The 20331-nt window shown below is 70.4% G+C and carries 16 protein-coding genes; 7 read left to right on the plus strand and 9 right to left on the minus strand.

The window, feature by feature from the left end:
- Nucleotides 1-380: 380 nt before the first annotated feature.
- Nucleotides 381-2480 carry an alkaline phosphatase family protein gene (locus ABH920_RS30340; protein ID WP_370352603.1) on the plus strand — a complete coding sequence of 700 codons (2100 nt, stop codon included), beginning with the start codon at nt 381-383 and terminating at the stop codon, nt 2478-2480.
- Nucleotides 2481-2495: 15 nt separating this feature from the next.
- Here the strand turns inward: ABH920_RS30340 and ABH920_RS30345 are convergent, their stop codons facing one another.
- Genes ABH920_RS30345 through ABH920_RS30385 form a run of 9 tightly spaced genes read right to left on the minus strand, consistent with a single transcriptional unit; the run spans nt 2496 to nt 11297 of the window.
- Complete coding sequence (locus ABH920_RS30345) at nt 2496-3482, minus strand: aminotransferase class I/II-fold pyridoxal phosphate-dependent enzyme (protein WP_370352605.1); 987 nt, start codon at nt 3480-3482, stop codon at nt 2496-2498.
- Nucleotides 3479-4846 (minus strand): nucleotidyltransferase family protein, encoded by a 1368-nt coding sequence (locus ABH920_RS30350; RefSeq protein WP_370352606.1) that lies wholly within the window; start codon nt 4844-4846, stop codon nt 3479-3481. Before ABH920_RS30350 ends, ABH920_RS30345 begins: the two co-directional genes overlap by 4 nt.
- 11 nt (nt 4847-4857) lie before the next feature.
- Entirely contained in the window at nt 4858-5145 is a 288-nt protein-coding gene (locus ABH920_RS30355) for a phosphopantetheine-binding protein (RefSeq protein WP_370352607.1), read from the minus strand.
- Nucleotides 5142-6338, minus strand: a complete 1197-nt coding sequence (locus ABH920_RS30360) for a hypothetical protein (protein WP_370352608.1) — start codon at nt 6336-6338, stop codon at nt 5142-5144. Before ABH920_RS30360 ends, ABH920_RS30355 begins: the two co-directional genes overlap by 4 nt.
- Before the next feature lie 12 nt (nt 6339-6350).
- Nucleotides 6351-7502, minus strand: coding sequence for an acyl-CoA dehydrogenase family protein (locus ABH920_RS30365; protein ID WP_370352609.1), 1152 nt, complete (start codon nt 7500-7502; stop codon nt 6351-6353).
- The gene (gene pyk, locus ABH920_RS30370; RefSeq protein WP_370352610.1) at nt 7499-8542 is read right to left on the minus strand and encodes a pyruvate kinase; all 1044 of its coding nucleotides are present in this window, start codon (nt 8540-8542) and stop codon (nt 7499-7501) included. Before pyk ends, ABH920_RS30365 begins: the two co-directional genes overlap by 4 nt.
- A complete protein-coding gene (locus ABH920_RS30375) occupies nt 8539-9315 on the minus strand; it encodes a hypothetical protein (protein WP_370352611.1) in 777 nt (258 codons plus the stop codon). The genes pyk and ABH920_RS30375 overlap by 4 nt, the downstream gene beginning before the upstream one ends.
- Nucleotides 9306-9989, minus strand: a complete 684-nt coding sequence (locus ABH920_RS30380; protein WP_370352612.1) for an adenylate kinase family protein — start codon at nt 9987-9989, stop codon at nt 9306-9308. The genes ABH920_RS30375 and ABH920_RS30380 overlap by 10 nt, the downstream gene beginning before the upstream one ends.
- A gap of 3 nt (nt 9990-9992) precedes the next feature.
- Entirely contained in the window at nt 9993-11297 is a 1305-nt protein-coding gene (locus tag ABH920_RS30385) for a hypothetical protein (RefSeq protein ID WP_370352613.1), read from the minus strand.
- 521 nt (nt 11298-11818) lie between these two features.
- Here ABH920_RS30385 and ABH920_RS30390 point away from each other — a divergent pair.
- From ABH920_RS30390 to ABH920_RS30415, 6 genes are read left to right on the plus strand one after another with little or no spacing between them, the layout of a single operon-like run.
- Nucleotides 11819-12499, plus strand: a complete 681-nt coding sequence (locus ABH920_RS30390) for an LmbU family transcriptional regulator (protein ID WP_370352614.1) — start codon at nt 11819-11821, stop codon at nt 12497-12499.
- An 11-nt stretch (nt 12500-12510) separates the two neighbouring features.
- Nucleotides 12511-13959, plus strand: a complete 1449-nt coding sequence (locus tag ABH920_RS30395) for a condensation domain-containing protein (protein WP_370352615.1) — start codon at nt 12511-12513, stop codon at nt 13957-13959.
- Between the two features lie 13 nt (nt 13960-13972).
- The gene (locus tag ABH920_RS30400) at nt 13973-14971 is read left to right on the plus strand and encodes a methyltransferase (RefSeq protein ID WP_370352616.1); all 999 of its coding nucleotides are present in this window, start codon (nt 13973-13975) and stop codon (nt 14969-14971) included.
- A 38-nt stretch (nt 14972-15009) separates the two neighbouring features.
- A complete protein-coding gene (locus ABH920_RS30405; protein WP_370352700.1) occupies nt 15010-16710 on the plus strand; it encodes an ABC transporter ATP-binding protein in 1701 nt (566 codons plus the stop codon).
- A 13-nt stretch (nt 16711-16723) separates the two neighbouring features.
- On the plus strand, nt 16724-18514 hold the full coding sequence (locus ABH920_RS30410) for an ABC transporter ATP-binding protein (RefSeq protein ID WP_370352617.1): 1791 nt from the start codon (nt 16724-16726) through the stop codon (nt 18512-18514).
- Nucleotides 18514-19752 carry a nucleotidyltransferase family protein gene (locus ABH920_RS30415; protein WP_370352618.1) on the plus strand — a complete coding sequence of 413 codons (1239 nt, stop codon included), beginning with the start codon at nt 18514-18516 and terminating at the stop codon, nt 19750-19752. The genes ABH920_RS30410 and ABH920_RS30415 overlap by 1 nt, the downstream gene beginning before the upstream one ends.
- Nucleotides 19753-20331 lie beyond the last annotated feature (579 nt).

Below are 20331 nucleotides of genomic sequence, written 5' to 3' on the forward strand. Positions count from 1 at the left end.
GGTGGTGGTGCCGTCAGTGGCCTGACGCTACCCCCGCACCGACTTGATCGGTAGATACCGGACAACCGCGCCCGGCCGAGTCCCGGCCGGGCGCGCTGCGTGCACCGAAGTCTTCGACGATCTTCCGGTTCCCCGCCATCTCCGGTTCACGGAAGAGCCTTGATCGCCGCGCCTACTAGAACGCGAAAGTTGTACAGCCAACTTGGGCGCAACGAGATGGCATCCCATGTCGTGAGCCGGAGTTCCGCCATGCCGCGGCCCCGAAGCCGCACCGCCACCCGGCAGGTGCCCCGACTGAGCCGGTGACGTCCCCGCCTCCACGAACGCGGCGGGCCGCGGCGGTCGCCTCCGAGCGTCCAAGTCCTCTGTCAGGAGATTTCATGATCCATAATTCGAACGTCCCCGACACCGACACCGCCGGCGGCGCCACCCGCCGCCGCTTCCTGCAGGGCTCCGGCGTGGTCGCCGGGTCGCTCGCGCTCGGCGGGATCGCCGGGGCCGGCAGTGCGCAGGCCGCTGTCGGCGCTGACGCCGCGACCGGCCGGGTCGCTCTGCCGCGCGGCTTCAAGGGCGACATGTCCGACCTGAAGCACGTCGTCATCCTGATGCAGGAGAACCGGTCGCTGGACCACTACTTCGGCGCGTTCCCCGGCGTGCGCGGCTTCAATGACAAGCAGGCGCTGCGCTTCCAGGACGGCACCAGCGTCTTCCAGCAGAAGGACGCCGCCGGCCGGGTCGTGACGCCGCAGGTCGACGACGGCGCGTGGGGCAACGACCACGGCGCCTGGGGCGACGTGAACCACCGCAAGTGGGACCTGTGGGTGCAGCACAACGGCGCCAGCTGCATGAACTACCACAGCAGCGCCTACATGGGCTTCTACCACTCGGTCGCGGCGCAGTACACGATCGCCGACCAGAACTTCTGCTCCGAGTTCGGCCCGACCGACCCCAACCGCAAGTACCTGTGGAGCGGCACCTCCAACAGCGAGACCGGCAACACCGACGAGTCCAACTACTCGCGCCCCTGGATCACCGTCGCCGAGCAGCTCCAGCAGGTCGGCATCGACTGGCGCCTGTACTCCGACAACAGCGGCAACGGCCGGCAGGGATACGTCAGCAGCTGGATCGGCGACTACGGCGACAACGAGCTGAAGTACTTCAAGGGCTTCGAGCCGGCCGGCCTGCCCGCCGACGACCCCAAGCTGAAGCCCGGCACCGGCCTGATCTGGCGCGGCAACGCCGCCTACTACGCCGGCAGCACCACGCCGAACGACGACTCCGACGCGAACCTCGACGCCGTCCTGAAGAACCTGCACGACGCCTGCCAGCCCGGCGCGGAGCACCCGCTGCCCGCGGTCTCGTGGATCGTCGCCCCCTACGGCTGGTCCGAGCACCCCGGCGCCGACACCATGCACGGCGAGCGCTACACCAAGAAGGTGCTCGACATCCTGCAGAGCAACCCCGACATCTGGAACCACACGCTGTTCATCCTCAACTACGACGAGAACGACGGGAAGTTCGACCACGTGCTCCCGCCGTGGCCCGAGCTGGGCACCGCGCACGAGTACGCCGGCGGCTACCCCCTCGGCTTCGGCCCGCGGGTGCCGATGCTGCTGGTGTCGCCGTGGACCCGCGGCGGGCACGTCGCCTCGGAGGTCTTCGACCACACCTCGACGATCAGGTTCCTCGAAGTCTGGGCGGCCTCGCTGGGCAAGCCGTTCACCTGCCCCAACATCAGCGACTGGCGCCGCTCCATCGCCGGCGACCTGACCAGCGCCATCGACTTCGCCCACCCGCAGCCGGGCCCGGCGACCTTCCCGGACCCGCTGGCCGAGAAGCCGGTGTCGATCACCGCCGACCACATGACGCCGCGCGCGCTGAGCTTCCAGCCGCACGCCACGCTGTCGGAGGACCGGAAGGCGGGCACGGTCACCGCGACGATGACGCTGGCCGGCGGCCCGGCGGGCAAAGCCGTGAGTTTCCAGGCCTTCCCCGACAAGTACCAGCCGTTCTCCAGCACGCCGTTCACGGTCACGGCGAAGAACTCGCGCACGTACGTCTGGAACGCGAAGGCCAACGACGGCAAGTACGCGTTCTCGATCTACGCCAACGACGGGTTCGTACGCTCCTTCGCCGGGCAGCTCGCGCCGGCCGGCAAGCACGACGGCGGGCTCCCGCGCGTGCAGGTGGATCTGGTCCGGGGCCACGGCAACGGACACCACGGCAAGAGCCAGGGCGAGGTGAAGCTCACGCTGCACAACGACGGCACGAAGCGGGTGAAGTACACGCTGACCGCCAACGACTACGTCGGCGACACACGGCACGTCTCGGTCGCGCCCGGCGAAACGCGGGTCGTGACGTGGCCGACGCAGGAGGGCTACTACGACGTGGTCCTCACAGCCGACAGCGACGCGGCCTGGACGCAGCGCTACGCCGGCCGCGTCGCCACTGCGGAAAAGAAGTCGCACTGGCACGACTAGGCCGACCTGCGACGGTCAGTCGAAGAGCACCGGGCTGAAGCCGCCGACCTTCGCGAAGACACGCGCAGCGTCGGCGGCTTCGGCGACGGTCACGCCGGAGAACGCCAGACGCAACGCGGCGGTCGGCGTCCGGAACGCGGCGCCCGGGGAGGCCTGGACGCCTTCGTCGGCGAGCCGGCGCAGCGCGGTCAGCTCGTCCATGGTCGGGTGAGCGAGAGTGAGGTGCGGAGAGTTCCCCTGCCACTCGGGCGTGCCGATGAGGTATTGGAGGAAGGACCGCTTGGCATCGAGCGTGGCCTCGACGAGGTCCGATCGCAGGGCATTGACGGTCTGAGCGTCCAGGAAGCGAGCCCAGCCACGTTGCCAGGCGGTCGGCGGGCCGTCGCTGGTCAGGGGGCGCGCGATCGACGCGATGTCCGGGGCGACGAACCAGCCGAGGCGGACGCCCGGACCGGCGAGCTTCGCGAGGGAGGTGACGGTCCACGCGCCCTCGGGAACGGGGCCGAGCCTCTTGCTCGCGAACCAGCGATAGACCTCGTTGATCACGACCGGTGTACCGGCGGCGATGCGGTCGGTCAGCACACTGATCTCGGCCGGGCCGAGGCTGCGGCCATCAGGGTTGCGGAAGGGGCTGGTCAGCCACAGCGGAACGGTCTGCGGCGCGGCGCCAAGATCCGACCACGCCCGAGCCTCGACCGATCCCACGATCTCCGGGATGTCAGAGAACGTCGGTGCCTCGACGGCCATCGCCGGGAGCGCGCCCGCACCGCCACGCACCGCCACCGCCCAAGCCGTGGCGAACTGCCGCACCCCGCCGGTGACCACCGTCCGCTCCGGCGGCGCACCGAACAGCTCGGCCAACCTCTCGCGCAGCTCCGGTTCGCCGAACGGCGCCGGGCCGCGCCACCACTCGGGCGTGCGGAAGGCCTCCTCCTGGCACCGAGCGAAGCGCTGCGCCAGGCGAAGGGACCAGAAGCGGGGCGGGCCCGTCAGGTCGATCATCCGACCGACCCGGCCGCCTGCCGGATCACCTCTTCGTCGAGCACGTAGTCCACGGTGCCGATGAAGACCTCGCCGTCGATGCGGAAGTAGGTGCCGGCCGGTGATTCGAAGCGTTCGATACCGGGGTCCAGGTCCAGCGTCGCGGCCCTCGGTGTCGCCGCACCGCGGCCGAAGCCGCCGCCGCGCCCCGCCACCAGCTCCAGCGCCAAGTCCACCGGCACCAGCCGCACGCACGTCCACGGGTTCAGCGCGATCGCCTTCGCCGCCTCGCGCCGCGCGCCGGCCGGGGCCGCCGTCAGCTTCAGGCGCTTCCGGTAGTACGAGTACGCGTCCGCCGCCACCCGCGCCGCCGACACCACGCCGTGCTCCCGCCGCGTGGCGAAGGCGTGCACTGTCGTCCCGAGGCAGCGCCGGTTCCAGTCCGCGGTGTCGGGGCGGGGTCGCGGCTCCAGCGTCGCGCGGACCGGGATCTCGCGCAGCCGGCGCTCCTGCTCCGCCGTCAGCGCCGTCGAGGCGCGCAGCGTCGCGGCGATGAAGCCGAAGAAGCCGTCCAGGTGCGCGCCCCGCAGCAGGTCCGCGAAGTGCGCCGGGTCGAAGCCGGGCAGCGACAGCGCCATCAGCAGGTCGTTGGTGTCCTTCGCCGTCACGAAGTAGTCCCCGGCCGCGTTGTTCACGATGCAGGCCAGGTTCTCCTCCGCCGCCAGCACATGGAACCCGGGCTTGTCGGCCCAGAACGCGTCCGCGATCCCGAGCCGCCCGCAGTGCCGCACCGAGTAGTCCCCGAAGTGGATGTCCACGTTCAGCAGATCCGGCCGGTCCGGCGGCGCGACCAGCGCGATCTGCCCGTACACCACCCGCTCCCGGGGATCGACCTTGAACCACGGCAGCTCGTACTTCTGGTATCGGTACCCGTGCACGACCCGCAGCTCCGTGGCCACCTTCGCGGCGTCGGCACGGTCGCGCAGGAACAGGTCGATGTCGTTGAAGTCGCGCACCGAACGGTCCGGATACATCGTGTGCGCGCCGATCCCCTTGCCGCCGAACACCGGGATACCGAGGTCCAAAGCCATGTCCTCGACGCGCCGCAGATTCGTCTCCAGCACTTCGTGCATGACGCGCAGCCGCTCGACCTTGCCCGACAGAGCAATGACACACTCGCGAACCACAGGATCGGTCTCGGCGGAATCGGCCAACCGCCGCGAAACCAGGGTCCGCATCCGCAGCGAATCCAGGAACTCGGCCGCCTCAGCAGCGCCGAGCGCCCGAATCGCTTCCACCCCGCGCTCCAACGGCAAGCGCGGCTGCATACTCGACAAGCTTCGCAGGGCCGACAGATGCTGCTCGCGGCCGCTCTTCCTCGTCATCGGTATCTCCTCTACTGATCCGCTTGCGGCTCGGCTGACGCACCCGCACGTTCCAACAGCGCCCACCAACCGCCGATGTCGGCGTTGGTCAGCGACGCGAGCAGATCGTCCGGGATCGTGACGCCGAAGGCCTGCTCCAGATCGAGCAACAGCCCCACGGTCGCCAACGAATCCAGCCCGCGCTCGGCCGGGTTCAGCTCCGCCGTCATCTCCTCACCCTCGCCGAGCGTGAGATAGGAGCGGAACAGCTTGTCAAAGCTCTGCGGCCATGGATGAGTCGACGCAGTGTGCTGAGTCATGAGTGCCTTTCATCAAGCAGCTCGCGGATGCGGACGGGCCAGCGGTCCGGCCGGGTGCCGTACCGGCAGAAGAAGGCGAACGCGAAACGCTCCAAGCCGAAGCCGACACAAGCGCTGTACGCGGTCCCGCCATCCGCCAGCGCGATCCCGTACGACTCGCCAAAGGTCATGCCGTGCACGTTGAACGAAGCGGCGGCGACCGTCCGGCCGTCCTCCACCGGCAGCCGCAGCTCGTACTTCAACCGCCGCAGCCGCTGCGCCAGCATCCGCGTCGGTACCTCGGCCCCGGCGAAGAACGGATCGTTGGCCGGCTCCACGTGCCCGGCCAGCCCCAAGTCCTCGACTAGCGCGCACGCGGCGTCCAGGAACTCCTGCCGCTGGCGGGCCACCGTCGCGGCGTCGCCGAGAAAGACCACCTCCCGAATCGTGAAGTCCCACAACCGTTCCAGCGACCGGCTGTACCTCGACTCGAAACGGAACGACTTCCCGCGCGACGTCACCACCGTCGGTTCCGCCGACAACCGGCGGCCGGCGAACTGCAAGTAGGTGTGGAAGCACATCGTCGGCGCCAAGCAGTAGCCGGCGTGCGCGCTACCACGCTCGAACAGTCCGGCCAGATCTTCGACCCCTGCGACACCGTCGGCGAACTCCCGATAGACGTCCAGATCCGTGGACAGATGGCTCGCCGACAACACGAACTGCGGGAACGACGTCAGATAGCCGCCCCGACGCAGCGCGGACGTGCTGATCAGCGTCGGATACCGATACTGCACCGCCCCGAAGCGCTCGACGGCGATCGCCCGAACGCGCCGGTCCAAAGCATCCAGAACATCGGTGAACAACGCCCCGGTGGCGACCGCCCCCGGGCCCATCTCCACCACCGCCCCGAGCTCCCGCAACGAGTCATAGACCCCTGACACCGGCACGGCCGGATGCGGCGACGTCCACACCGGCTCCGCGGCCGTCATCCGCTGCGGCAGCACCTCGGCCCGGCTGACCTGGTCGAGCTTGCGGGCCAGGACATCGCGATCAGCGGCGCCGACAGTGGTGATCTGCACGCCGGTCACCTGATCGCCGACGTGCACCAGCGTGAACGAGTCGATGTCGACGGCCAGGTAGTAGACGCGCTTGGCGAGTTCGTCGGCCAGATGCGCCGGGACCGGATCGGCGAGGTCCACGAGATAGGTCGGCACAGCGGTTCCCCCTCAGATCAGCGTCACGCCGCGGTCCAGCAGCGACAGCGCGCCGACCCCGACCGTCATCGTGTCGTCGGCGTGGTTCAGGGCAGCGGAGCGCAGGTCGCGGAACAGCCGCTCGATGCCGAGCTCGGAGTCCTTCAGATAGCCCGCGCGCAGCCCGGCGATCTGCATCATCCGGTGCGCGGCCTGGAAACTGAGCTCGGCCGCGGCGATCTTCAGGGTATTGAGTTGCAGCCGGATCCGCGGGTGGTCCAGCGGCGTGCCGTCGACCCGCGCCAGCTCGACCTCCTCGCGGACCCGGCGCAGGTACGCGCTGAGCAGTTCCAGGTCGATCCGGACCCGGCCCAGACGCTCGTAGAACAGGTCGGTCCGGCTGTCGGCGCCGCGCTTGGCGGCGAACCGGGTCAGCCCTTCGAACGCACCCCGCGCGGCGCCGAGCCAGCACGCGGACCAGCCCAGATGCGACAACGGCACCATGCTCTGCCGTGCGACGTCGCCGAACCCGCCGGGACCGCCGACCAGGTTGGTCGTCGGCACGCGTCCCTTGAGCTCCATGCCGATACTGTCCGTGGCGCGCATCCCCAGCGCGTTCCAGCCGCTGGTGACCTCGCAGACCAGATCGGCGCGGTCGGCGTAAATAAAGGAGACCTCTGATTCGGCGGCGGCCTCGGCGGCGCGCATCGTGATCAGGTAGCCGTCGGCGTGGGCTCCGCCGGTGACCACCGGCGCGGACCGCTCGATCAGCAGCGAATCGCCGTCGGCCCGCAGCGGCGACGCGGCGCTGAACAGGTCCGCCTTGCGTCCGCGCTCGCTGGTGACCGAGGCGATGTAGCAGCGGCCGGCCGCGACGGCGGGCAACACGGTCGCAGCCAGTTCGCTCGTGCCGTGGCGCGCGATCGCGTCGACCTGGAAGCAGTGCATAGCCCAGATCTGGCCCGTGGACAGGCATTGTGCGGACAGTTTCTGGGACACCTCGACGAACGCCGCGAGATCGCCGCCGAGGCCCCCGTACTCGCGCGGGACCAGCAGCCCCATCAACCCGCTGTCCCGCAGGGCCGCCATCGACGCCACCGGGAAGGCCGACTCCTCGTCGCAGACCGCCGCGTTGGCCCTCAGCACCGGCGCGACCTGCTCGACCATCGCAGAGAACTGGTTCACCAGCCCGCCCCCTCGTCCCGCTTCTCCTGCTCGGCGCGCTCGATGATGCGCCGCAGCACCCGCACGGCGTGCACCGGATGGCTGCCGTACCCGGTCTCCCCGGTGAGCATCAGAGCGTCCGCGCCGCCGAGGACCGCCGCGACGACATCGGCGACCTCGGCCCGGGTCGGACGCAGCGCGGTCCGCATCGAGTGCAGCAGTTGCGTGGCGACGATCGACGTCTTGCCCGCGTACCGGCACTGGTCCAGCACGGCCCGCTGCACGAACGGCACCTCCTCGAACGGCAGCTCGACAGCCAGGTCGCCGCGCGCGACCATGAGCCCGTCGAACTCCGCCGCCAGCTGCGGCAGCCGCTCGGCGGCGGCCTGGTTCTCGACCTTGCCGACGACCGCCTGGGCGGCGGCCAGCGCCCGGACCGCCTCGGCGTCCCCGGGGCGGCACGCGAAGGACAGCGCGACCGTCTCGACGCCGAGGCCGACCGCGAACTTAAGATCGTCGGCGTCGCGCTCGGACAGGCCCGGCGGGAAGACGGTGACGCCGGGGATCGTCAGGCCTCGACCATTGGTGAGGACTCCGCCCTCGACGACGTCGCACCGCAGCTCGTCCCGGCCGACCTCGACGACCTCCAAGGTCACCGCGCCGTCGTCGATCAGGACGGCCGTGCCCACCGGCGTCGTGTCCGGATCCCAGGGGAACGTCATCCACGTCCGCCGCTGCGCCAGGTCCCCGGGCCCGCGGGTGAGCACGACGCGGTCCCCGGCGTCCCACTGCTCCGTGCCGCCCGGCAGCCGGCCGATCCGGTTCTTGCGACCCTGCAGGTCCGCCAGGAACCGGACCGCGCGGCCCTGCTCGCGCGCGGCCTCGCGAGCCAGCCGGACCGTGGACAGATGGCGTTCCCGCGTGCCGTTGCTCATGCTCAGCCGCACGACGTCCATCCCGGCGGCGACCAGCTCCTGAATCACCGCCCGGCTCTCGCTGACCGGGCCCAGGGTGGCGATGATCGAAGTCCGGCGGCCGGCCGGCAGGGATGAGTCGGTCATGGATCGCTCCTGGTCGTTCGCTTGACGCTGCACCGATGGAACTCGCGGACGTAACGCTGCGGGTCGGTGACCGCGACCGGCGTGACCCCGTGCAGGATTCCGGCGTCCGGGAAGTTGTTGACGAAGATGATCTGGTCCGGGCCCGGCGCGCCGAGATCGATCCCGGCCTCGGCCAGCACCTGCGGCACGTGCTCGGCGCGCAGCACCGGCTTGCTGCCCGGCGTGGGTTCGACGGACCAGTCGAAGAGGTCTGCGAAGCGAAGTCCGTGATGCCGCATGAAGCCGCAGACGTCGGCCAGCAGCAGCGCACCGCCGTCGAAGCCCGCGACCGGGCCGTAGAGGTGGGAGAACAACAGCGCGTCGCGGTCGCTGTGCAGGTCTTTGAAGCTCCACTCGCTGCCGTAGAGCTCCATGGGGATGGCACCGTCAGAGGTCGTATTCACCTTGATCCGGTCGTGCCGGCCGAACTGCTCGGCGCCCAACCGGGACGCGCAGTTCTCCCAGACCTGCCGGAACAGTGCCTCGTGGAAGTTCCGCGCGAGGCCGACATCGAAGAAGTCGGACAGTCCCTCGACCACTGCGGCGCCAGGCCCGGTCGCTCGGTCCAGGAGATCGGCCACCGTCTCGACCAGCTTGTCCGGGACAGCCGTGCCGTCCAGACCGTAGTCGTGCACGGTGATCGTGGCAGCAGCCAACGATGCCTCGGCGATCGCGCCGACAGGGATGTCCGCCATGGCGTCGAACGCCTCGCGGCGCGCCGTCATCATGTCCATGCCGCGCTCCGCCCCGACGACAGAACCGTCTCCAGATCCTTCTCCACGATCTGCGGATCACGCAGACCGTCGATCAGGAACAGCCGGCCGGGCTCGTCGAAGGCGGCACGGATCGCCGCATCGCAGGCCCGATAGTCCGCGAGGCGTCGCGTCAGTTTGTCGTCGGCGTCGTCCTTGCGCGCTTGGACTTCGCCGCCGCAGTCCGGACAGTCAGGGCCCTTGCTCACCGGGACGGCGGTTCCGCAGCGAGTGCAGATCCCCCGCCCGACCACGCGTTCGCGCGCCGTCGCGTCGGGGATGTCGACGACAATGAGCGCGGCTGGTCGCACGCCGAACCCTTCAAGCGCCGCAGCCAGATCAGTGCACTGGCTCATGCTGCGCGGATAACCCTCGACGGCCACCGCCGCCGTGCCGTCCGGAAGCCGGGCGAGGAAGTGCTCGAACTCCTGACGGACCTGCGCGTCGGTCAGCAGGTCGCCGCGCAGCAGGCTGTCGCGCACCGCCAGGCCGAGCGGGTCGGACGCCTCGGCAAGGCTCAGCCCGTAGTCGCGGACGCCGAACCGGGCCAGCCACGGATGCCGCGCGTTCAGTGCGATGAGCGCCGTGGACTTCCCGGCGCCCGGCGGGCCCGCGACACAGAACACCGACACAGCGCGTGCCGTCGAGGTCGCCACCGCTCAGCTCCGATCCGGGACCGCGACGCCGTCGTCGGCGAGCGCGCGCCAGGCCCGGTCGAGCAGTGCGGCGTCGACGGTGACGCGCTCCTCGGCGAGGTGGATCTCCAGCACGCGGAGCATCGCGTACAGGCGGCGCTCGGGGGTGGTGAGCAGCAGTTCGGTGAGGTGATAGAGCTGGTTGGTGTCGGAAGCGGCCAGCGGCGCGTCGGGGAACGCGTCCCCCATGAGCGCGGCGAGTGCCTGCGGGCCGTGGTCGACGAGGAAGACGGTGAGCGGGTCGGCGTAGAGGTAGGAGACGGCCGAGGGCCAGTCGGGGAAGTCGCGGACGTCGGCGCACCGGCCGGGGTCGTTGCCCTCCAGGATCCGGGCCTTGCCGTCGTCGTCGATCAGGCAGGCCAGGCCGTCCAGGTGCACGACGGTGGGCCCGTTGTAGGTGCGGGCCGGGACCTGTTCGCCGCCGGCGTTCTCGAAGCGTTTGCCGAACACGTCGGCGCGGGAGGCGGTCGGGACGCTGATCGGCAGCCGGGACAGCTTGCGCTCGTTCATCCGGCCTTCGATGATCAGGTTCTTGTGGTAGGCCAGGACGGTGCGGCCGCCGGGGATCACGATGCGCTGCTGGTAGTCGTCCATCTCGGTGAGGTGGCCGCCGAGTTCCTTGGCGAGGTCGGCCATCGTGGGGTCGTTGTCGAGCAGCACCGAGCGGATGTAGCAGCCGACGTCCTCCAGACCGGGTTCGCTCAGGATCCTGATAACGCGCGCGGCCGGTCCCACGCCGATCCGCTGCGCGTGGAACCAGTCCAGGCTGATGCGGACGGTGAACCGGGCCTTGGCCAGTTCCGGCCCCCGGTCGCGCCAGGCCTGCACCAGCCGCAGCAGCGCCGCGCGGGCCTCCTCGTCGGTCTCGGCGAAGTGCGCGCTGGTGATGAGCTCGATCTCGTCCAGGTTCGGGGAGTCGATCTCGGCCACGAAGCGCTCGCAGAACTCCGGCTCGACCATCGGCTCGCCGCCGCCGGAGAGCACGGCCTTCCACAGGCCCATGCTGTTCATGGTCCGCAGCACCGGTCCCGGGTCGCGGGCCACGCTGTAGCGGGTCATGCGGTTCAGCGACAGCGGGGAGGCGTAGTTGCAGTGGCCGCAGCCGACCGGGCACTCCGAGGACGGCCACACATAACAAGTGGAGGCATGGGTCGGTCCGTGCTGCTGGTATTCGGGCAGGGAATCCAGGATCTCCTGGCGCAACGAATCCAGGGGCGAGGATTTCTGGGGAGTCTTGAGCACAGTTTGTCTGAACAGTGAATCAGGCATGAGATCTCCCGGTCCGGCGCAGGTCAGGGCAGATGGACGAGGACAAGGCGGGATTGGCGCGACGGCATCGGGGAACGCCGCGCCGGGTCCGGCGGAAAAGCGCCGGACCTGCCCCGTGGCGCCACCAAGGTATCCGTCCGGGATATCGGCCGTGTCCGGCTGGTGACCTTCGGATTATCCGCACCGGATTCGAAGCGCCGCAAGGCGTTCCGAACACCCGCTCGCCCCGTCTCGCCGGCGAGACGAGCCGGCTCGCCGACCTGTCGTCCGGTTCGTCGGCAAAGCACCGCATTACCCCGGTTCAGGGTTCGCGGGAAGCGTTTCCCGGTGCGGATAGTTGTCTGATTTCGAGATTCCGTCTGGTTCTTGCTGACCGTTGTTGGGGGTTTGATGCATACTCGATCTCACGGGGACCACTGCGCCGAACGCCGATCAGAGAGCTGATTCACCCGTTCGACACGGTCCCTTCGGGCGCTGGAAACCGTCGCCTCCGGAAGGGATCGCACCGCGTGAGTGGGCACATGGCGTCGACTAAACCGCATGATCCGGCCGAACCCGCGCCGCCGCCGGACCCGGTGCGGGGCTACGGCATCGGCCTGGAGGCGGTCGCCGTCGTGGACCGGACCCGGCTGCAGCTGCCCGAGGACCTGAACCTGCAGGCCTGGTGCCGGATCGGGACGCGGCTGGTGACGGTGTGCGACTCCTCGGCGTGGTGGATCGGCGACTGGCTGGTCTTCGGCCACGACCGCTACCCGGACCGCTACCGGCGCGCCATGACCGAGACCACGCTGGACTACCAGACGCTGCGGAACTACGCCTGGGTCGCGCGCGCTTTCGTGCCGTCTCGCCGGCGAGACACCCTGACTTTCCAGCACCACATGGAGGTCGCGGCGCTGCCGGAGGTCGAGCAGGACCACTGGCTGGACTTCGCCGTGCGGCTCAAGTGGTCGCGCAACGAGCTGCGCCGGCACGTGAAGGCGAACGCCCGCCGGGCCGGCCGGCGCGGCCCGGCGCGCAACGTGAGCTTGCAGCTGGAACCGAGCCGCGAGCAGTACCAGCGCTGGTTGGAGGCCGCCGAGCGGGAGCAGACCGATCTGCAGGAGTGGATCGTCGGCGAGCTGGACCGGGCCGTGCGCGCGGTGGATCCGGACGACGACCGGGCCGGGGCGGCGCTGCCGGCTGCCGGATCCGGGCACCGGTGAGGGCGGCGGGGATGTCAGCGGAGATGCCGGCCGAGACACCAGCCGAGACACCGGAGATACCGGCGAACGAGGCAGCGCTGCGGTTCCAGGGCTCCACCTCCGGCACCGGTCCGCTCACCTGGGGCCAGACCGCGATCTGGGACGTGCTGGCCTGGCTCGGCCCGGACGCGGTCACCCTGAACCGGCTCGCGTGGTGGGAGCTCGCAGCCGGGACCGACCTGGACCGAGTCATGCGTGCTCTGCCCGCGCTGGTCGAACGCCATGACTCGCTGCGCTCGCGATACTTCCAGGGCCCCGACGGCCCGCTCCAGGAAGTCGACGCGACCGGAGAGCTGTCGCTTCGTATATATGCGCACGAAGACGGCAGCCCGGCGCCGTCTCGGGAGAACGTCGGCGAACAACTGCGGCAAGAGCCGTTCGACAACGCGCGCGACCTGCCGATCCGATTCGGCCTCGTCACCCGGGCCGGCGCGCCTGTGGCGTTGTTCGCGTCGATCTCGCACATGGCGGTCGACGGATCCAGCTTCCCGATCCTGTCGGCGGACCTGCTGGACCTCCTGGCCGGCCGGGAGCTCGGACCGGCCGGGCAGCAGCCGCTGGAACGGGCCGAGTACGAGGCCTCCGAGACCGGCCTGGCCCGCGAACGCCGCGCCCTGGCCTTCTGGACCGACCGGCTCGGCGACCTGCCGGAGCCGATGCTGATGCATGCCGGACGCGCCGATCAGCCCGACTTCCTGTGGGCCCGCCTGGACTCCCCCGCCATGGCGCTGGCCGCGCGCTCGCTGGCGGCCCGCTTCGGGGTGGAGGCCGGAACGCCGGTCCTGGCCGGTCTGGCGCTGGTGCTCGCCGGATACACCGGCGAGACGGAGACGGCGCTGCGGCTGATCGTCGCCACCCGGTTCCTGCCCGCCTCGCGCAACCTGGTCGGCGCGTTCAATCTCAATGCTCTGTTCCGGGTCGGTGTCCGCGATGAGCCGATTTCGGCTTTTGTGCAGCAGACGGCCGGCGCTCAGCTGTCGGCGCTGCGGAACTGCGAGATAGATCCGCGCAAACTCGACGCTCTGATGGCGCAGACGGCTCGGAGTCGCGGACTGGACGGCAGCGAAGGGTACTGCTTCGTCAACGACGTCCGGTTGGAGCGGCAGCGGTACGGCGCCGCCGATGCCGTCGTGGCGTCGGAGCTGGCCGCCGGGATCGAGGCAGCGCTCCCTCGGACCCGAATCAGTGAGCTGTCACCGGGGAACGCGCCGAAGACGGCCAACCTGTTCGTGCACGTCCACGACACCTCCGAGCAGGCCTACCTCCGACTCGGCGGCGAACGGCGGTTCCTCGAACCGCGCGGGCCCGCGGGCTTCCTGCACGACCTGGAGCAGACCCTGATCCGGGCCGCCGGCAACCCCGACCTGCCCGCCACCGAAGCCTTTCCGAAGCTGTCCCACACCGCGATGTCCGATGACTGAGAAAGGCGGTTCCATGGATCCGGATGCCAAGGCGCTGCGCTCCCTCGCCCTGGGGTACCGGCTCAGCCAGGCCCTGTACGTCTTCGCCGAGCTCGGCATCGCCGACGCGCTGGCCGCCGGTCCCGCCACGGCGGCCGACCTCGCGCTGAAGGCCGGCGCGCACGAGGGCTCGCTGACCCGGCTGCTGCGCCTGTGCCGGGCGATGGAGCTGGTCGACGAGCTGCCGGACGGGACGTTCGAGCTCACCGCGCGCGGCACCCTGGTGCGCACCGACGTCCCCGGCTCGCAATGGCCGCGGGTGCGTGCCGCCGGCGAAGCCTGGCAGTGGGACAGCTGGGGCCGGCTGCTGGAATCGGTGACGACCGGCCGGTCGGCCTTCGAGCAGCACTACGGGTCGAACTCCTTCGAGTACTTCGACAAGACCCCCGGCGTCGGCGAGACCATGATGGGCCGCACCACCGAGGAGGCGCGGCGGCGCGGCGCGGCCATCGCAGAGGCCTTCGACTTCCGCTCGGTGCAGCGCGTCGCCGACATCGGCGGCGGCCGTGGCGCGATCCTCGGCGAGATCCTGAGTCGGCACAAGCACCTCGGCGGCGTCCTGGTCGACCTCCCCTACGCGGTCGCCGGTGCGCAGGAGGTCCTGGCCGGCTACGGCGTCACAGAACGCTGCGAGGTCGTCGCCGGCGACTTCCGTACCGATATGCCCGGCGAGGCCGACGTGTGCCTGCTGTCGGCGGTCGTGCACAGCTGGTCGGACGCCGACTCCTCGGCGCTGATCGGCCGCTGCCTGGAGCGCTACGGCAAGGTGCTGGTCGTCGACGAGGTCGTGGACACCGTCGAAGCCCCGATCGAGGTCCTGCTGAAGGACTTGCAGCTGATGGTGTTCTCCGACGGCCGCCACCGCGCGCTGGAGGAGTACCGGGAGATGTTCGCCGCGGCCGGAGCACGCCTGGCGGGCAGCGCGCCGATCGGCAAGAACGAGCTGCTGATGGAAGGAGTGCCGGCGTCGTGATCGAACTGCTCCGCCGCTTCGCCCGGCCCTACACCGGCATGATCTGGGCCGTCCTGGTCCTGCAGGCGCTGCAGACCGTGGCCCTGCTGGTCCTGCCGGCGTTGAACGCGGCCATCATCGACCACGGGGTCCTCGGCCACGACAAAGCCCTGATGCTCCGGTACGGCGCGGCGATGGTCGGCGCCGCGATCGCGCAGGGCGCGGCGGCGGTGGCGGCGGTGCTGCTCAGCGCGCGCGTGTCCACGGCGATGGGCCGGGACCTGCGCGCGGCGGTGTTCGAGCACGTCCAGGACTTCTCGGCGCCGGAGATGGCCCGGATCCCGGTGTCCTCGCTGGTCACCCGGACCACCAACGACGTGCAGCAGATCCAGATGCTGCTGACGGCCGCGCTCACGGCGGCGGTCACCGCGCCGGTACTGGCGGTCGGCGGGGTGGCGATGGCGCTGGGCCAGGACGTGGCGCTGTCCGGGCTGCTGGCCGCGCTGGTGCCGGCGCTGGCGCTGGTCGTGGCGGCGCTGGTACGCCGGATGCGGCCGCTGTCGCAGACGCTCCAGGAGCGGATCGACGGCGTGAACCGGGTGCTGCGCGAGCAGATCGCGGGGATCCGGGTCACCCGGGCCTTCGTCCGGCAGCCGGCCGAGCGGGCCCGCTTCGAGGGCGCGAACCGCGGCCTGGCCGACGTCTCGGCACGGCTGGGCCGGGTCTCGACGCTGCTGATGCCGCTGGTGGTGAACCTGGTGAACGTCGCCGGGGTGGCCGCGGTGTGGATCGGTTCGAACCGGGTCGGGCACGGGATGCGGATCGGGGCGCTCACGGCGTTCCTCACGTATCTGGTGATGATCCAGGGCGCGCTGCTGTCGGCGGCGTTCTTCGTCATCGGCCTGCCGCGCGCGCAGGTGTGCGCGGTGCGCGTGGCCGAGGTGCTGGACACGGTGCCCGAAGTGGCCGCGCCGCAGGATGCGGTGCGGGAGGTGAGCAGGCCCGGCTGGGTGGAGCTGCACGGCGTCGGCTTCCGCTACCCCGGGGCCGAGGAACACGTGCTGTCCGGCGTCGATCTGGTCGCCGAGCCGGGGACCACGACCGCGATCGTCGGTTCCACCGGGACCGGCAAGACCACGCTGCTGGCCCTGGTCTGCCGCCTGATCGACGCCACTGACGGGCGGGTCGGGATCGGCGGGCAGGATGTCAGAGCACTGGCGCCCGAGACGTTGGCGGCGCACGTGACGCTGGTACCTCAGGAGCCTTACCTGCTGTCCGGGACGATCGCGTCCAACCTGCGCATGGGACGACCGGAGGCGACCGACGAGGAGTTGTGGGACGCGGTGCGCACGGCGCAGGCCGAGGACTTCGTCGCCGCTCAGCCCGCCGGTCTCGACGCACCGGTCACGCAGGGCGGTGCCGGCTTCTCGCGCGGGCAGCGGCAACGGCTCGCGATCGCCCGGGCTCTGGTGCGGCGGCCGGCCGTGTACCTGTTCGACGATTCCTTCTCAGCCCTCGACTTCGCCACGGAGGCCGCGCTGCGCCGCGCCCTGGCGATCGAGACGGCGGGCTCGACGGTCCTGGTCGTCGCACAGCGGGCCAGCACGGCGCGGGCCGCCGACCGGATCGTGGTGCTGGACGCCGGTCGCGTGGCCGGCATCGGTACGCACGAGGAGCTGCTGCGCACCAACGAGGTCTATCGGGACATCGTTCGCTCGCAGCTCGGCGCGGCGGCGACCGAGGCGGAGGTCGGATCGTGACGGAGGTCGGAGCGTGACGGAGCAGACGATCGAGGCGCCCGCGGACTTCCGCCAGTCCGCCCGGCGCATGTACGGGCTGCTCGGCCCGAAACGCCGGCTTTCCGGGGTGGCGGCGCTCGGCGTCGGCAGCATCGCGCTGAACGTGAGCGGGCCCTGGCTGCTCGGGCACGCCACCGACCTGGTCTTCCACGGCAGGCACGGAAGCGACCTGGCCTGGACGCTGGTGGCGGCGGTGCTCGCGTACGCCGGGTCCGGCGCGTGCTGGATCCTGCAGGGCCGGCTCACCACGCGCGTCGTGCAGAAGGCGATGTTCTCGCTGCGCGCCGAGGTCGCCGACAAGCTCGCCCGGCTCCCGCTGTCCTACCTGGACGGCCGGACGCGCGGCGAGGTCCTGAGCCGGACCACGAACGACATCGACAACGTCGCGCAGGGCCTGCAGCAGACCCTGAGTCAGATCACGAACTCCTCGCTGCTGCTGGTCGGCGTGCTGGGCATGATGTTCTGGATCTCGCCGCTGCTGTCGGTGGTGGCGATCGTCGCGGTACCGCTGTCGATGTACCTGACCAAGGTGCTCGGCGCTCGCGCGCAGCGCCGGTTCGACGAGCAGTGGAAGATCACCGGGACGCTGAACGCGCGCGTGGAGGAGACGTACAGCGCGTACAGCCTGATCAAGCTGCTGGGCCGCAAGCAGGAGATCGTCGCGAGCTTCCGCGAGGAGAACGAGGCCCTGTATCAGGCCTCTGCGCGCGCGCAGTTCATGAGCGGGCTGATCGGTCCGGTCACCACGGTCATCGGCAACGCCAGCTACGTGGTCGTCGCGGTCGTCGGCGGGTTCCGGCTGGCCTCCGGCGCGCTGTCGGTCGGCGAGGTGCAGGCCTTCATCCAGTACTCGCGGCAGTTCACACAGCCGCTGATGGCGGTGGCGAGCCTGGCGAACCTGGTGCAGTCCGGAGTCGCCTCCAGCGACCGGGTCTTCGAGTTCCTGGCCGCGCCGGAGGAGGACCGCGACTCCTCGGCACAGCTGCACGAGCCGGTGCAGGGCCTGGTCAGCTTCGAGAATGTCTCCTTCCGCTACTCCCCCGACCGCCCGCTGATCGAGGACCTGAGCTTCACGGTCCGGCCCGGACGCTCGGTGGCGATCGTCGGACCCACCGGCGCGGGCAAGACCACTCTCGTCAACCTGCTGATGCGCTTCTACGACATCACCGCCGGCCGGATCACCGTCGACGGCACCGACATCCGGGACGTCGACCGCGACGCACTGCGCTCGCGCCTGGGCATGGTGCTACAGGACACCTGGCTGTTCCACGGCACCGTGGAGGAGAACATCGGCTACGGCCGCCCCGGCGCCACCGCCGACCAGATCCGCCAGGCGGCGCGCGACGCCCGGGTGGACCACCTCATCAGGACCCTGCCGAACGGCTACCAGACCGTCGTCGACGCCGAGGGCACCGGCCTGAGCGTCGGCGAACGCCAGCTGATCACCATCGCCCGCGCGGTCCTGGCCGATCCGGCGATCCTGCTACTGGACGAGGCCACGAGCTCCGTGGACACCCGGACCGAGCTGCTGATCCAGGAGGCACTGACGCGGCTGGCCGAGGGACGGACCAGCTTCGTCATCGCGCACCGGCTGTCGACGGTGCAGGACGCGGACGTGATCCTGGTGATGACCGACGGCGCGATCGTCGAGCAGGGCACGCACACCGAGCTGCTGGCCGCCGAGGGGGCGTACGCGCGCCTGCACGCGGCGCAGTTCGCGCACACGACGCCGACCGACCCGACTCCGCAGAGGATGGTTCCGTGATGACCGACATCGGCGAAGAGCGCTCGCTTAGCGACGGCGTGCTTGGCGACGGCCCGCTCGACGGCGGCTCGCTCGGCCCACTCGGCCCGTCCGCCTGGCCGCGTCCCGAACACCAGCTGATCGTCGCCCTGGCCCGCCCGGAGCTGACGCCGGCCGACCGCGCGACGATCCGCGCCTTCCTCACCGAGCACCGCGCGGACCTGGAGTGGGGCGAGTTCATCGACCAGGCGGCCCGGCACCAGGTACTGCCGATCGTGGCGCGTCAGCTGACCCGGCACCGGCTGACGCACAGCGAGGACGGCAAACCCCTGATTCCGTACCGCTGGATCTACTCCGACGTCTACGAAGGCAGCCGCCGCCGCAACGAGATGCTGGCCAAGGAGTACGCCCTGGTACTGCGAACGCTGAACGACTCAGGGCTGGAATACCTGATCCGCAAGGGCCCGGTCCTCGGCGAGCACGTCTACCACGACCCGGCGCTACGCCGCATCTCCAACCTGGACGTCTTCATGCGCCGCGACGACTACCCGACGTGGGAAAAACTGGCCGCAGGCCTCGGACTGCAGATGGGCGAACTGTCGGCGGACGGCTCATCGATCGTCCCCTTCGACCGCCGCACAGTCCTGTACTGGCGCATGAACCTGACGAACACCTCACTGCCCTACGCCCGCCTCGGCGACCGCGACGTGGTCGAGTCCTACCTGGTGTCGACGATGTTCAGCCTCTTCCAACCGATGCTGGGCATCAAGGACGACGCAGAGGACTTCCTCACCCGCAGCATCCCGACCACCCTGTACGGCGAGCCCTCGCGCATGCTCCACCCGTCGGACCAGATGCTGGACTCACTGATCCAGATCCACCTGCGCGCCACACTGTTCTACTACATCGAGAGCGGCAAGGACCTCCTCGTCCGCAACTTCCTGGACCTGGCACACCTGATCCGCCAAGCCCCACCGGACTACCTAGACGGACTGCGCGAACGCGTGGCGCAGTTCGGAGTGGAGCGCAGCGCCTTCTACTCGCTGCACCACACGCGACTGCTGTACCCGGAGGTGGTGTCGGCCGAGGCGGTGGAGGCTTTCCGCCCCGAGGACACCGGATATCTGGACGAGTACGGAGGCTTCGACGGGGGCCGGTTCGTATGGCAGCGATCGTTCGCGGAGCGGCTGTTCGACCGCCGCCGGATCGAGGAGGTGGCGGGACGCAGCCAGGTGCCGGGGCCTCGGTCGATGGTGTGAGGGGTGGCGGGACTGCGGCTGAGCGAGCTGAGCGGCGACGACGAGTGTGCTGCCGCGGCCCCGCGACTGATTCCGAGAAGAAGCAGTGCCGTAGCGGCTGCGGTTGGTGACGGTCGAGCGCGGCCGGTGGTGTGGTGAGGGGGTCCGAAGGACCATGTGGGGTGTTGGTTCTGGGTCCCTCGCCGCGTCGACGGGCGAAGCCAACCTGGCCGGGCCGGTGGTGTCAAGCCGGACGCGGCTGGACCCCAGCAGCAGGGGTGCGGCTTGATACCGCCGGACCGGGCTGGTTCCGTTTACGGCGACGACGCGGTGAGGGGCCCAGAACCTCGGCGACCACAAGCAGCACCGCTGGCAGGCAGCGCGGCGCAGGCAACAGCGTGATGGCAAGCCGAACAGTCGCGGGCCGCCGCCAAACAGCAGGTCGCGCGGGTCGCCCCCTCGCTGTAGAGCGCCCGCCGGAGGCCTCTGGCGCCCACCAAACGCGGCAGACGGCCGCCCACATGACGTGTGCGCAGTGACTCGGACCCACGCGTGCTCTTGCCCGCGAAAACCGCCAGCCGCCAGCGCATCGCAGCGCGA

The sequence above is a fragment of the Catenulispora sp. EB89 genome (assembly GCF_041261445.1).
Taxonomy (GTDB): Bacteria; Actinomycetota; Actinomycetes; order Streptomycetales; family Catenulisporaceae; genus Catenulispora.